At 61.6% G+C, this 13038-nt stretch carries 15 protein-coding genes; 5 read left to right on the top strand and 10 right to left on the bottom strand.

The window, feature by feature from the left end; translation table 11 throughout:
- The first annotated feature begins 86 nt into the window (after positions 1-86).
- Positions 87-845 (top strand): tetratricopeptide repeat protein, encoded by a 759-nt coding sequence (locus AC3YOG_RS01395; protein WP_489933791.1) that lies wholly within the window; start codon positions 87-89, stop codon positions 843-845.
- A 121-nt stretch (positions 846-966) separates the two neighbouring features.
- On the opposite strand, the gene AC3YOG_RS01400 is transcribed toward AC3YOG_RS01395, so the two are convergent.
- From AC3YOG_RS01400 to AC3YOG_RS01435, 8 genes are all read right to left on the bottom strand, one after another.
- Entirely contained in the window at positions 967-1974 is a 1008-nt protein-coding gene (locus AC3YOG_RS01400; RefSeq protein ID WP_127751984.1) for a type II secretion system F family protein, read from the bottom strand.
- 24 nt (positions 1975-1998) lie between these two features.
- Positions 1999-2973: a type II secretion system F family protein gene (locus AC3YOG_RS01405; protein ID WP_127751983.1), complete on the bottom strand. Its 975-nt coding sequence runs from the start codon at positions 2971-2973 to the stop codon at positions 1999-2001.
- Positions 2974-2976: 3 nt separating this feature from the next.
- Positions 2977-4461, bottom strand: coding sequence for a TadA family conjugal transfer-associated ATPase (locus AC3YOG_RS01410; protein ID WP_489933792.1), 1485 nt, complete (start codon positions 4459-4461; stop codon positions 2977-2979).
- 39 nt (positions 4462-4500) lie between these two features.
- A complete protein-coding gene (locus AC3YOG_RS01415; RefSeq protein ID WP_489891046.1) occupies positions 4501-5769 on the bottom strand; it encodes a CpaE/TadZ family protein in 1269 nt (422 codons plus the stop codon).
- Positions 5770-5801: 32 nt separating this feature from the next.
- Positions 5802-7217: a type II and III secretion system protein family protein gene (locus AC3YOG_RS01420; protein WP_489891045.1), complete on the bottom strand. Its 1416-nt coding sequence runs from the start codon at positions 7215-7217 to the stop codon at positions 5802-5804.
- A 12-nt stretch (positions 7218-7229) separates the two neighbouring features.
- Complete coding sequence (cpaB, locus tag AC3YOG_RS01425) at positions 7230-8174, bottom strand: Flp pilus assembly protein CpaB (protein WP_489933793.1); 945 nt, start codon at positions 8172-8174, stop codon at positions 7230-7232.
- Between the two features lie 169 nt (positions 8175-8343).
- A complete protein-coding gene (locus tag AC3YOG_RS01430; RefSeq protein ID WP_489933794.1) occupies positions 8344-8844 on the bottom strand; it encodes an A24 family peptidase in 501 nt (166 codons plus the stop codon).
- 206 nt (positions 8845-9050) lie between these two features.
- Complete coding sequence (locus AC3YOG_RS01435; protein WP_489933795.1) at positions 9051-9245, bottom strand: Flp family type IVb pilin; 195 nt, start codon at positions 9243-9245, stop codon at positions 9051-9053.
- Positions 9246-9594: 349 nt separating this feature from the next.
- On the opposite strand from AC3YOG_RS01435, the gene AC3YOG_RS01440 reads away from it, so the two are divergent.
- From AC3YOG_RS01440 to AC3YOG_RS01455, 4 genes are all read left to right on the top strand, one after another.
- On the top strand, positions 9595-10044 hold the full coding sequence (locus AC3YOG_RS01440) for a pilus assembly protein N-terminal domain-containing protein (protein ID WP_489933796.1): 450 nt from the start codon (positions 9595-9597) through the stop codon (positions 10042-10044).
- A gap of 112 nt (positions 10045-10156) precedes the next feature.
- Complete coding sequence (locus tag AC3YOG_RS01445; RefSeq protein ID WP_489933797.1) at positions 10157-10723, top strand: TadE/TadG family type IV pilus assembly protein; 567 nt, start codon at positions 10157-10159, stop codon at positions 10721-10723.
- Positions 10723-11289: a TadE/TadG family type IV pilus assembly protein gene (locus AC3YOG_RS01450; protein WP_172122401.1), complete on the top strand. Its 567-nt coding sequence runs from the start codon at positions 10723-10725 to the stop codon at positions 11287-11289. Before AC3YOG_RS01445 ends, AC3YOG_RS01450 begins: the two co-directional genes overlap by 1 nt.
- Before the next feature lie 63 nt (positions 11290-11352).
- Positions 11353-11973: an HAD family hydrolase gene (locus AC3YOG_RS01455; protein ID WP_489933798.1), complete on the top strand. Its 621-nt coding sequence runs from the start codon at positions 11353-11355 to the stop codon at positions 11971-11973.
- A 20-nt stretch (positions 11974-11993) separates the two neighbouring features.
- Here AC3YOG_RS01455 and AC3YOG_RS01460 read toward each other — a convergent pair whose 3' ends face one another.
- A complete protein-coding gene (locus tag AC3YOG_RS01460; protein WP_489933799.1) occupies positions 11994-12389 on the bottom strand; it encodes a VOC family protein in 396 nt (131 codons plus the stop codon).
- Positions 12390-13034: a uracil phosphoribosyltransferase gene (gene upp, locus AC3YOG_RS01465; RefSeq protein ID WP_127751972.1), complete on the bottom strand. Its 645-nt coding sequence runs from the start codon at positions 13032-13034 to the stop codon at positions 12390-12392.
- Positions 13035-13038: the final 4 nt, after the last annotated feature.

Here is a 13038-nt window from a genome sequence, read left to right on the forward strand (position 1 = left end):
CCGGCAATCGTCAAAGCCCGACTTAACGGCGCGTTAGGGTTAATGTTCTACTAAAGCGCAGGCTTTCCTGGTTCGAGGTGTTTGCCGTGCTTGCCCTGCCCTGCCTACCCCCATTGCTGCGCTGTGCCGTGTTGGCGGGGATGACGACACTGCTGCTGGCCGGTTGTGCGTCGAACCGATCGCTGACGGGAGTGGAAACGCCCGCAGTGCAGAGTCAACAGGGGCTGGGCGAACTGACCGAGCGCTACAAGCGCCAGCCCAAGGACAAGAACCTCATCATCCAATATGCCGCCGCCCTGCGCGATGCGGGCCAAAGCGGGCAGGCCGTGGCCGTGCTGGAAGCGGGGATGACGCATCACCCCACCGATACCGAAATCACCATCGCCTATGCCAAGGCGCTGACGGCCGATGGGCGCTTTACCCAGTCGCTGGCAGTGATCGACAAGGCCATCCGCCCCGATGCGCCGGACTGGAATGCACTGCTGGTCAAGGGCGCAACGCTGGACCAGCTGGGACGCAATGAGGAGGCGCGCCGGCTTTATACGCAAGCCCTGGCCCTCGCCCCCGGGGAAGCCCCGATCGAGGCCAATCTGGGCCTGTCCTATGCCATGACCAATGAACTGCCCCGGGCCGAGCAGCACCTGCGCCGCGCCGTAACCATGCGCGGTGCCAATACCCGCGTGCGGCAGAACCTGGCGCTGGTTGTGGGCCTGCAGGGCCGGTTCGACGAAGCGCGTGCGCTTTATGCCGCCGAATTGCCGCCTGAGCAGGTGGAAAGCAACATGACCTATGTGCGCTCGCTGCTGACCCAGCAGAACCGCTGGGAACAGGTCGGGCGGGGCTGAAGCTGGAGCCGGGCTGGCGCTCGCGGGGCGCTACAAGCTGCGATCGAGCGGGAGCGACGAGCTGCGCTCGCGCTGGAGCGACGGGCTGCGCTCGCGCTGGCGCGACAAGCCATGCTTGCGCTTACATCCCCGTGTTCATTGGGGTGGCAAAAACCTTGATCATGGCGGGGGCCAGGATGACGACGAACAGCACGGGCAGGAAAAACAGGATCAGCGGCACGGTGAGCTTGGGGGGCAGCGATGCCGCCTTTTTCTCGGCTTCCGACATGCGCGATTCGCGGCCTTCCTCGGCCATGACGCGCAGGGCCTGACCCACCGAGGTGCCGTAGCGATCAGCCTGGATCAGCGCGGTCATCACCGAACGCACATTGTCGAGCCCGGTGCGGCGCCCCAGATTTTCATAGGCGCGGCCGCGATCTTCGAGAAACGACAATTCAGCGGTGGTGAGGGTCAGCTCTTCAGCAAGCTCGACGCTTTGCTGGCCGATTTCCTTGGCCACGCGCTTGAAAGCATGTTCCATCGACATGCCCGCTTCCACGCAGAGCAGCAGCAGATCGAGGCAATCGGGCCATGCCTTGCGGATGGAGGCCTGGCGCTTCGAGATGGCGTTCTGCAGCAGCAGCTTGGGCAGGTAGGAGCCCGCCAGCCCCGCGCCGATGCTGTAAAGCAGGCTTAGATAAACCGGCCGTTCGGGCGAGGGGGCCATGACAAAGAAGTAAAAACCCACCAGCACGAAAATGCCGATCGGCGTGGCAAAGCGCATGAACAAATGGGTGGTCAGGTGCCCCTGCCCGCGATAACCGCCCATGGCGAGCTTGTCGACGGTGGCATCGTCCTGGAACGCCTTTTTGAGGTCGAACCGCTCCACCACCTTTTTCATATAGGTCTTGGTTTCGGCATTACGGCGAATGGAGGAGCGGCCATCGCTTCCCAGAGCGCTGCCGCGCAGCCGCGCCATCTCCTCGGCGCGCATCTTGTCGCGTTCCAGCGCCACGCGCTTGATGCGGGTCTTCATCTCCGTCTTGACGATCAGGCTCGAGCCAAAGGTGAACACCACGGCAGCCGCGGAAACCGCGGCCAGCACGGCAATCAGGAATTCGCGCTGGGTCAAAAGCTCGACAATGTTCACAACAGCACGTCCTTGCCCAGGAGTTTAGAAATCGAACTGGATCATCCGGTTCATCACGAAGACGCCGAATGAGAGCATCACAAAGGCGACGCCCAGCCACATATTGCCAAGCGGCGTGGTAAAAAGCGGCGCCAGATAAGCGGGCGACACGACGCTGACCAGCGTGGCCACGACGAAGGGGAGCGAGCCGATGATCCCCGCCGAAGCCTTGGCTTCGGACGACATCGCCTTGACCTTTTGCTTCATCTTCTTGCGGTTGCGCAAAACGCGGGCGAGGTTCCCCAGCGCTTCGCTCAGATTGCCGCCCGCCTGTTGCTGGACGCTGATCACCACCACAAAGAAGTTGACCTCGGCCAGGGGCACGCGCTCGAGCAGCACCTGCACCGCATCGGTCATCGACATGCCAAAGCTTTGCTGGTCGAGCACGCGCTGGAATTCCGATTTCACCGGCTCCTTGGCGTCCTTGGCGACGACGCGGATGGAATCGTTGAGCGGCAGGCCGGTCTTGACGCCACGCACAATGGCTTCCACCGCGTTGGGCAGTTCGTCGAGGAACTTGTCCTGGTATTTGCGCCGCTTGCGGCTGACATACATGCGCGGGCCGAGATAAGCGCCCGCCACGGCAAAGATCGCGGCGAAATAAAACGGCACCTGCACCAGAACCAGCAGCAGGAAAATGATCACGCCGGCGATGATGCTGTTGCGGATAAAGGTCGCTGGCTTGATGGTCATGCCGGCCTGAAACAGCAGTTGCGGCAGGTGCACGCGCTTTTTGGCGTTGAGGGCATCGGTCTGGCTCTTGAGCGCGTCCTGCACGCTTTTGCGGCGCTGGTCCCGCACGCGGGCGCTGTCGGTCGCAAGGCGCGTACCCCGGTCGACCTTGAATGCGGCGCGGCGCTTGGCGGCCCTGCGGCTGCTGCCCAGGGCCGAAGGCACCAAGGCAAAGCCTGCGGCGCCGACCGCGACCATAGCCAGAAGAGCAAGCAGGAGCGCGTTCACCGGCTATGCCCCCAACAGCTCGTTCTGCTCGACATTGGCGTTTTCCAGCGCCTCGATCAGATTGGCTTCTTCGTTGAAATAGCGGGCGCGCTCGCTGAACTGGGGCTTGGTGATGCCGGTGGAGCGATGGCGCCCCAGCAGCATGCCGTTCTGGTCTTCGCCCATGATGTCGTAAAGGAAGATGTCCTGGGTCACGATCACATCGCCTTCCATCCCCAGCACTTCGGAAATATGGGTGATGCGGCGCGAACCATCGCGCAGGCGCGCGGCCTGCACGACCACGTCGATGGACGACACGATCATTTCGCGGATGGTGCGGCTGGGCAGCGAATAGCCGCCCATGGTGATCATGGATTCAAGACGCGACAGCGCTTCCCGAGGGCTGTTGGCGTGCAGCGTGCCCATGGAGCCGTCATGGCCGGTGTTCATGGCCTGGAGTAGATCGAAGCTTTCGGGGCCACGCACTTCGCCCACGATGATGCGTTCGGGGCGCATACGCAGGCAGTTCTTGATGAGATCGCGCATGGTGATCTCCCCTTCCCCCTCCAGATTGGGCGGGCGGGTTTCAAGGCGCACCACATGGGGCTGCTGCAGCTGCAGTTCGGCGGAGTCCTCGCAGGTGATGACCCGCTCGTCCTTTTCGATGAAAGCGGTGAGGCAATTGAGGAGCGTGGTCTTGCCCGAGCCGGTACCGCCCGAGATCAGCACATTGGCGCGCACGCGGCCCAGGATGCGCAGCACTTCGGCGCCTTCAGGCGAGATCGAACCATATTTCACCAGCTGCTGAAGGGTCAGCTTGTCTTTTTTGAACTTACGGATGGTGAGCGCAGCGCCATCAATGGCGAGCGGGGGCGCAATGACGTTGACGCGCGAGCCATCGGGCAAGCGGGCGTCGCAGATGGGGGAGCTTTCATCAACGCGGCGGCCAACCTGGCTCACGATACGCTGACACACATTCATCAGGTGAGCGTCGTCGCGGAAACGCACATTGGTGAGCCGCACCCGGCCGCCTACTTCGATATAGCATTTCTGGGACCCGTTCACCATGATGTCGGCGATGTCGTCGCGCGCCAGCAAGGGCTCGAGCGGGCCATAACCCAGCACGTCGTTGCAGATATCCTCGAGCAGGTCCTCCTGCTCGGAAATCGACATGATGATGGATTTGAGCGCGATGATTTCGGCGACGATGTCGCGAATTTCCTCTCGCGCCGCGTCCTGGTCCATGGTGGCCAGTTGCGACAGGTCGATGGAATCGATCAGGGCGTTGAAGATGGCCGACTTGGTGGCGAAATATTCCTTGTCGCGCTGCGCATCGACCGGGGTGCGCACATCAACCACCTCCTCGCCGCGAAGGCGCATTGCGGCAGCCTCGTCGCTGGCCCGGCGCACCGGATCGGAACGGACGGGCGCACGCTCGGGCGGCCGGGCCGGCGGGGCTACATTGACGCCGGGAGTATTGCCGCCAAAGGATGTACGCTTACCAAACATGCTCGTTGTACCGTTCTGGCCAGCGCTTGCCAAAGCGCCTCAGGCTCGCTTTTTCAGGAATGAAGGCATTTTGAGGCCGGAGGACTTGCCCGCCCCGCCCGGTGCCTGCCGGCCAGTGACGTGCAGGCCGACGGCGCGGAACACTTCGTTGATCTTGTTGTTGGCCGAGACCTCGGCGATCATCTGCCCATTATTGGCGGCCGTGCCGAAGAGAGCCGCATCAAACGGCACCTGGCCCAGTAGCTGGCATTCGATGGAATTGGCAAATTCGCTGGCGCTGATCTCGGGCCGGCGCGGCAGGCCGACCTTGTTAAGCACAAGGCTCGGGGCACTTTCGGTGGGGCGCAGCGCCTTGATGGTGTCGGACAGGTTCTTGGCGTTGCGCAGATTGGCAAGATCGGGCTCGGCGACGATCACCACCTCGTCGATGGTTGCGAGCGTGTGGCGCACCCAGGCGCTCCAGCTATGGGGAATATCGAGCACCACCACCGGCATGGACGCCTGGCACATCTCGATGATGCCTTCGAACTCGCGTTCCTCGAAATCATAGGTCTGGTCGAGGGTGACCGGTGCGGTCAGCAAGTTGATGTGGTTGGCCGCCTTGCTCATCAGGCGATCCAGCATGGTCTGGTCGACCTTCTGGTTGGCCAGCAGCGCATCGGCGAGCCCATGGGGCGGATCCTGGTTGAAGTTGAGCCCGGCGGTGCCAAAGGCCAGGTCCATGTCAACGATCAAGGAATCCTGGCGCAGCGTCTGGGACACCATCCAGGCGACGTTATGGGCGATGGTGGAACCGCCGGCGCCACCCTTGGCCGACACAAAGCCCACAGTGCGCCCGATCGGGGCGGCGCCATCGGAGGCAAAGAGTTCGGTGATGGCGCCGACAATGGTCTGGGAGGTGGCGGGCAGGACGATATATTCCGATACGCCGGAGCGGATCAGCTCGCGATAAAGCATCACGTCGTTGACATGGCCCAGAACGACTAGCCGGGTGGAGGCATCGCACACTTCGGCCAGGCGCTCCAGTTCGCGCGAAATCTCGGCGGGCTGGAGGGTGGTTTCGATGATGACCAGATTGGGCGTAGGGTTGGATTTATAGGTTTCCACTGCCCCATCGAGCCCACCATTGTGAGTGGTGAGCGCCACCTTGGACATGCGCCGGTCGTGAATGGCGCTTTCCACCAATTGGGCGGTCTGGCTGTTTTCGCAAAAGGCCTGGATGGTGATGCGCGGAATGAGGCGAGCGCCCGAGGCGATCTCGGCCGCACCTTCTTCGGTCTTGCGGGGCTCGGGGGTCAGAAAACTCATAACACTATTCTCCATTGGCGCCTGCTGCCGCATCAATCGAGCATGAAGCCGACCGAGCCGCTAAAGCCGCCCCGCATTTCGGCGCGACCGCCGACGCCATACATCTTTTCCATCTTGCCCAGGAATACCGCCTCGGCATCGCTGGCCGGTTCGCTGAAATCGGTGGGCACGGCGATGGTGCCGTGGGTGGGCTGCACCAGATATGGCGTGACCAGGATCACGAGTTCGGTTTCCTGGCTTTGGTACTGACGCGAGCGGAACAGCGCACCGAGGATCGGGATATTTCCCAAACCGGGCATCTGGTTGATGCCCTGGCTGACCCGCTCCTGCAGTAGCCCGCCGATCGCGAGCGTCGTGCCGGCTGGCAGTTCGATGGAAGTCGAGGCGCCACGCTTGCTCAGCGAGCCGTCGGTCTGCGGCTCGGACACGCTGGTTTCGACCTTGAGGCCAATCTGACCGTTGGACTTAACAATGGGGGTGAAATCAAGCTCGACGCCGTAGGGCTTGTAGTTGGTGATGCGGCGGCCGTCATCGTCGAGATCGTAATAGGGCAGTTCGCCACCGGCGAGGAAATTGGCAGTTTGGCCCGATATGGCGGTCAAGGTTGGCTGAGCCAGAATCCGCAGGGCACCGCGGGTTTCAAGGGCACGGATTTCGGCATCGATATTCACATTGGCGATGGGGAAGTTGCCCGTCGCCCCATTGGTGGTGAAGTTGGTGCCAGCAGTGGTGTTGTTGAAGCCGAGATTGACCCCCCCAATCACCGCCGTGCCGGCCAGATTGATCCCTAATTCCTTGGCGGTGTTGCGGTTGATCTCGGACACGGTGACCTGCAGCATGACCTGCTGGGCGCCCGCCACATCGATGATGTTGGCGACGTTTTTGGGATCACCCGCGAACTGAATTGCCACTTCCAGCGCACGATCCCGGTCTTCGGCGGATTGCACCGTGCCGGTCAGCACGACGCGGTTGATCTCGTCACCTGCGGCGCCCAGGGTGACGGACTCCACCTGGATATTGGAGCCTGGGATGACGCGAGCCAAGGCGCCTTCCAAGGCATTGCCGACTTGGGAAGGTTCTTCGAGCACCTTGATGTCGAGCACGCTGATGGTGCGGCCTTGGTCATCGAGAAAGAAGATGTTGGTATCGCCACCACCGATGCCCTGGACGATGGCGCGGGTGCGGGTGCGCATGATCGCTGCGGCCACGGTGGGCTGGGAGACGATCACTTCGGCTACGCCAGCCGGTAGGTCGACGATCAGCGATTTGTTGAGCGCCACGGTGGTGGAGCGAACCGCGCCATAAGCGGCAGCGGAGATGCTGAGTTGAGCGTCCTGGGCCTGCACCGGAGCGGTTGCGGCCGAAGGGATCAGCAGCGCCGCGCAAAGCGTGGGCAAGAGGCAGCGGTGAAGGGCAGAGCGGGAAAAACGGGCGGCGGGGCTGATCATGGTTTTCACCGCTTACTGGAGCACGACCGCGGCGGGCGCGGGGGGTGCAGGCTCTGGTTGGCTGACGGAGGCCGGCACGACAGCCGGGAGAGCCGCATTGGATTCAGGCACACCGACGCTGGGCTGCGCCTGAGTGTTGCCCGACATCACGCTTTGCTCGCGGCCAAAGCGGATCAAGCGCACGGTCTGGCTGCTGCCCACCGAAGTCGCGGCTTCGTTGAAATCGGCCATGGAGCGCAAGGTCAGCGACAGCTCGCCCTGACCGGTAGAATTGACGAGGGTTTCGGCCTGGGAAGGATCAAGCTCGAGCGTGGCGATGGTGGCGTTCTCGAAGGCCTGGCCCTGGATGCCCGATCCCGAGCCGGATTGGGCCGGATCGCTCTGCGTGCCGGCGCCGGTGGCGCCCACTTCGCCAAGGCGGGTGCCGATAGCGAGGACGCGCACATTGGGCAGCACCACTTCGGAGACCTGCCCCATTTCGGTGGAGCGGGTCAGGAGCACATCGACATGGTCATTGGGCACAATGAAGCCCCCCGCGGCAGTGGCGGGTGCGACCGGCACCGACACGCCGCGCTTGCCGGATGCCAGAACGGCCGAGAGATAGCCCTGCCCCGTGGTGACCAACTTTTCCTGCCGGATGGGTTCACCCGGGAAGAACTCGAACCGCGCGACGGCGCCGGTCAGCTCTTCGGGCGCCTGCGGCATGGCGGAAATGGTGACATATTCGGGCCGGATGGCGCTTTCGGGCCAGTCCTGCCATTGCACGGCCGCGCTGGACAAGCGCTCGCCGACACCAATGGGAGCGGCGGCCACCAGGATTTGCGTTTTGGTTTCAGCCGGCGCTGCCTGGGTAACCACCTGGGGGCCGGGCTGTTCGCCGCCCCGCATGACCAGGAATGCTGCAAGACCACCGGCGATCAACGCTACCAGCAACAGAATCAGACGCGCCGGCCTCATTGCCTACTCCGCTTGGTGGAGGGACACGGTTGGTCCCTTGATCCACCAAACAATGAGGCCAAAGGGTCAAAGTTTGGTTAAAGGAAGCTTGGCAATCGGAGTTAACGGGCTGCTAAGACTTGCATAATGCAACCACGAGCAGTGTTGAGCGACGTGCTCAACTGAAGACTCAGGATGCGAGGCGCTCGAATATAGCCGAATTGGAATAAACCAAGAGACCCGCCATGGCCAATGCGACGCCATAGGGGATGCCGCACTTGCGGTCATGCAGCCGCTCGAGCCAGACGAAACGGGCCAGAAATGGCGTGAGCGGCAGTTGGCGCAGTGCCAGGATGGCTAGGGTGAGCGCGCCCCCGAGCAGGGCCGCATGAACGAGGTAGGGCAGCGCCAGGCCAAATCCCAGCCACAGCGTCGTCGCAGCCGCCAGCTTAGCGTCGCCGCCCCCAATCCAGCGCATTGCGAAAAAAGCGAAGCCCACCACCAGCACCGCGAGGGCACAGGCGATATGCATCGCCACGAGTTCAGGAGGAAGGCCAATGGCCAGCGCCGTCAGCCCAAAGCCGGCCACCAGCAGCAGCACCAGCTTGTTGGAGATGCGCATGGTCAGCAGGTCCGACGAGGCTGCGAATGCCATGGCGAATGGAAAGAACAGCAGGGCAATTGTGGACAAGAGGGAACTCCACCAACGGCAATGCGGCCGGGAATGCGAGCATGGCCACCTGTGGTTAATTGATCGTCAAAAAAGCGCCAATCTGCCGGTAATCCGGAAGGCTTACCAGCATATGGAAAGAAGGCTTGCCGCAATCGCGTGCTGGCAAAAACAAGGGAAGGGCAGCATGCTGCCCTTCCTGCACCTAGCTTACAGCAAGGAAGTCGTTAAGAACCGGTAGTACCGCCGGTCGGCACGGTGACATTCAGCCGGTTGCCAATGCCGGTAAACAGGCTGCTCAGATTGCCACCCATCGTGGTGATTGCAGCGATGATCGCAACCGAGATCAGTGCGGCGATCAGGCCGTATTCAATAGCCGTCGCGCCGGACTCGTCCTGTGCGAAACGTGCGAAAATGTTCATTCCCAAGCTCCTTGCTCTCGTCATCGGGGTGACGCCATCGAGTGACAGGCCACGCATCGAACATGGCCCTAAACTATTCGGCAGCTGTTGAAATTGAGTTAAACGAAAGAGAACCCAAGTCGCGGGTTTGCTTATGATGATCAAGACCCTAACGGAAAGACTTGCACTTGAAGCAAGCAACAAGTCGCAAGTAGAGCTTGAATTTTGCTTTATTGCCTAGGTCCGCCGGCAGTAAGTTGGGTCAGGTGCAAGAACGCAGGCCTCGAGTGGCGCAAGAACAGGTTCGTTCTCCCTTTATTTACCAATCTCGGTAACTCTAGCGGCATTGTACCCGAGTCCGGACCTGCCCATGCGCTCCCGTGTCGCCGCCTGCCTGGCTGCCTTGTTCGCCCTTGCCCCCCTGCCCGCTCTCCAGGCGGCGGAAACGGGGCCGATCAGCGTCAGCGTCAACATGGCCCGGGTGCTGCGCATCAGTGCGCCGGCGGCCACGGTGATCGTGGGTAATCCCGGCATTGCCGATGTGACCATTCAGGATTCCAAGACGCTGGTGTTGACCGGCAAGAGCTATGGCCAGACCAACCTGATCATCCTCGACAATCTCGGCAACCCGATCGCGGACACACTGATCGATGTGGTGCAGATGAGCTCGGGCGTGGTGACGGTGTATCAGGGCCTGCAGCGCACGAGCCTTGCCTGCGCGCCGATCTGCCAGCCCACTATAATGCTGGGCGACCAGAATGAGTATACCGCCAATACGCTGGCCTCCTCGCAGCTGGTCGGCACCGGTACCGGCAACTAAGCCAGTTTAGCCCCGCTTAACCATCCGGGCGAAGCTTCGTTGCCGAACCCTCGATCCTAACCATGGCTTAGGGGTACAGGCTTATTGTCTCGTTGCTAAAGCGAGCACCGCGATGATCCCAACCCTTTTTGCGCCCATTGCACGAGCCAGGCGCCTGCGCGCAGGCCGTCGCTTTGCCGGCGACAGCCGGGGCGCCGTCGCGGTGGAGTTCGCCCTCCTGGCCCTACCCTTTTTTGCAATCATCGCGGCCATTCTGCAGACCTCGCTGGTGTTCCTGTCCACCCAGGTGCTGGAAAGCGCGGTGCAGGATGCGTCCCGTTTGATCCGCACCGGTCAAGCCAAGACTGCCGGTTTTGACACGGCGCGGTTTCGTACCGAGGTGTGCAGCCGGCTGTACGGGCTGTTCCCCGATTGCGCCGGGCTGCATATCCGCGTGTCAACGGTAACAAATTTCACATCGGCGACAACGACGTCCCCGGTTGACCCCAACTGTACCACCGACTGCGAATGGACTGTCCCCTCCGGCTACAATGGCGGCAACCGATCAGACGTGGTGATGGTGCAAGTTTATTACAAATACCCTATCGTGGTGGATATTGGTGGGCTGGGCCTCGCCAACCTGCCGCAGAGCCAGCGCTTGCTGGGTAGCACGACAGTGTTCAAGAACGAGCCGTTCTGATGAAGGCTTGGCAAAATCTCTCGCAACTGATCATCCGCTGGCGTCAGGACAATCGCGGAGCCGCGGTGGTGGAATTTGCCCTCATTCTGCCAATCATGCTGGTCCTATATGCTGGCTCGATCGAAGCCAGTACGCTCATCACCATGGATCGAAAGGTACAGTCGACCGCCGGCGCCGTTGGCGACCTCGTGGCCCGCTCAGATGACGTGATCAGCACCACTCAGATCAACGACTATTTTCAGGCTGCTTCGAGGATACTTGCCCCATATTCAGCAGCTAACCTCAAGCAGGTAGTAACCTCGGTGCAGATCCGGGCCGACGGAACGACGCGGGTAGATTGGTCCCTCGGTTTTAACGGAGGAACCCCGCACGCCGTCAACGCCAGCATCGAGTTGCCAAACGCCATAAAGGACATCGTGCGCAACAAATATATCATCGTTGCCGAGGCATCTGCCCCGTTTGTGCCCATGTTCGACCTAGTCTTCCAGCAGGATATTCCCCTTTACCGCCAGAGCTTTTTCATGCCCCGGTTCCAGGGCGATCGCATCCAGTGTCAGGGCTGCTAGCTCGCTTGCACGACCCCCGCCGTCGTGCCACAAGCCGGCATCTGTCCACAGCCGGAAATTGCCATGACTGATACCCTCATCCCCGTGTTCGACATTGGCGGGGTCTTTGTGGACTGGAACCCCATGTATCTGTTCCGCAAGCTCTTTGAGAGCGAGGAAGATGCATTGTGGTTTCACCAGAATATCTGCACGCCCGACTGGAACTTGGAATTCGATGCCGGCACGCTTTACTCCGAAGGCGTCGCCAAGCTCGTGAGCCGGTTCCCCCGCTATTGGCGCGAGATCCAGGCGTTCGATCACCGCTGGACCGAAACCTTTGGGCCGATGATCCAGGGCACGATCGACATCCATGACGAGTTGATCGAGCAGGAGATCCCGACCTTCGCCATCACCAACTTTTCCTGGGAAAAGTGGATGACGCGGCTGGGGGAATGGCCGTTCCTCGAAAAGTTCGACGGGGTGATTGTTTCGGGGCTCGAAGGCCTCGTAAAACCCGATCCACGCATTTACCGCGTGTTCTGCGAACGCTATGGAATGGCGCCGGAAAGCTGCGTCTTTATCGATGACAGCGAGCCCAATGTGGTGGCGGCGCGCAAGTTCGGCATGCAGGCCATTCATTTCCAGTCGGCCGAAGACACGCGCCGCGAACTCATTGCGCTTGGCCTGCCGCTGCGCGAGCGCTGAGCGGCAGACCCGAAGCGGGGCTAGCCGAAGCGGCGGCCCCGCTCGATCACCTCGATCTTGTAGCCATCGGGGTCGGTGGCAAAAAAGAAACGCGCCACGAGCGTGTCGCCGTTCTTGAAATCGACGAGCTTGCCGACCGTAATGCCCTCCGCCTGGAAGCGCTGGTGCTCGGCATCGAGATCGTCCACCACGACGGCGAGATGACCGTAGCCATCGCCCAGCTGATACGGCTCGGTGCGCCCTTTGTTGATGGTCAGTTCCAGCTCGAAGGCAACATCATCGCCGCGCAGGTAAACCAGGGTGAAATCGGGAAAATCGATCCGCTCGGCGATGTCGAGCCCAAAGGCACGGCGGTAAAACTCTACCGAGCGCTCCTCGTCGAGAACGCGGATCATGGTGTGAACGAGCTTGGCCATTTATTTGGTCCCGTACATGCGATCGCCGGCGTCGCCAAGGCCGGGCACGATATAGCCCTTGTCGTCGAGATGGCTGTCGATTGAGGCGGTGAACACCGGCACATCGGGATGGGCCGCGGTGAACCGCTTGATGCCCTCGGGCGCCGCGAGCAGGCACAAAAAGCGGATATTGTTGGCGCCGCGCTCCTTGAGCTTGTCGATGGCGGCCGTCGCCGAATTGGCGGTGGCCAGCATGGGATCAACCACGATCACCAGGCGATCGGCCAGGTTCGATGGTGCCTTGAAGTAATATTCGACGGGCTCGAGCGTTTCATGGTTGCGATAAAGCCCGATATGGGCGACGCGAGCAGCTGGGACCAGGTCGAGCATGCCTTCGAGCAGGCCATTGCCGGCGCGCAGGATCGAGGCGAAAACCAGCTTCTTGCCCTTGATGGTGGGCGCATCGATCCTTTGCATCGGGGTTTCGATCGAGACCATTTCAAGCTCGAGATCGCGCGTGACCTCATAGCAGAGCAGCAGCGAAATCTCCCGCAGCAGCCGCCGGAAACTGGCCGTCGAGGTTTCCTTGTCGCGCATGATCGTGAGCTTGTGCTGGATCAGCGGGTGATCAACCACGGTGACGTTGCTGGGCAGGACATCGGTCATGGGA

The organism is Devosia sp. Z6_126 (assembly GCF_058133495.1).

Coding starts and splice junctions, on each gene's coding strand:
- AC3YOG_RS01410 (WP_489933792.1), bottom strand. CDS start 4,461: ATGTTTGGTAAGCGTACATCCTTTGGCGGCAATACTCCCGGCGTCAAT.
- AC3YOG_RS01415 (WP_489891046.1), bottom strand. CDS start 5,769: ATGAGTTTTCTGACCCCCGAGCCCCGCAAGACCGAAGAAGGTGCGGCC.
- AC3YOG_RS01420 (WP_489891045.1), bottom strand. CDS start 7,217: ATGATCAGCCCCGCCGCCCGTTTTTCCCGCTCTGCCCTTCACCGCTGC.
- cpaB (WP_489933793.1), bottom strand. CDS start 8,174: ATGAGGCCGGCGCGTCTGATTCTGTTGCTGGTAGCGTTGATCGCCGGT.
- AC3YOG_RS01435 (WP_489933795.1), bottom strand. CDS start 9,245: ATGAACATTTTCGCACGTTTCGCACAGGACGAGTCCGGCGCGACGGCT.
- AC3YOG_RS01440 (WP_489933796.1), top strand. CDS start 9,595: ATGCGCTCCCGTGTCGCCGCCTGCCTGGCTGCCTTGTTCGCCCTTGCC.
- AC3YOG_RS01445 (WP_489933797.1), top strand. CDS start 10,157: ATGATCCCAACCCTTTTTGCGCCCATTGCACGAGCCAGGCGCCTGCGC.
- AC3YOG_RS01450 (WP_172122401.1), top strand. CDS start 10,723: ATGAAGGCTTGGCAAAATCTCTCGCAACTGATCATCCGCTGGCGTCAG.
- AC3YOG_RS01455 (WP_489933798.1), top strand. CDS start 11,353: ATGACTGATACCCTCATCCCCGTGTTCGACATTGGCGGGGTCTTTGTG.
- AC3YOG_RS01460 (WP_489933799.1), bottom strand. CDS start 12,389: ATGGCCAAGCTCGTTCACACCATGATCCGCGTTCTCGACGAGGAGCGC.
- upp (WP_127751972.1), bottom strand. CDS start 13,034: ATGACCGATGTCCTGCCCAGCAACGTCACCGTGGTTGATCACCCGCTG.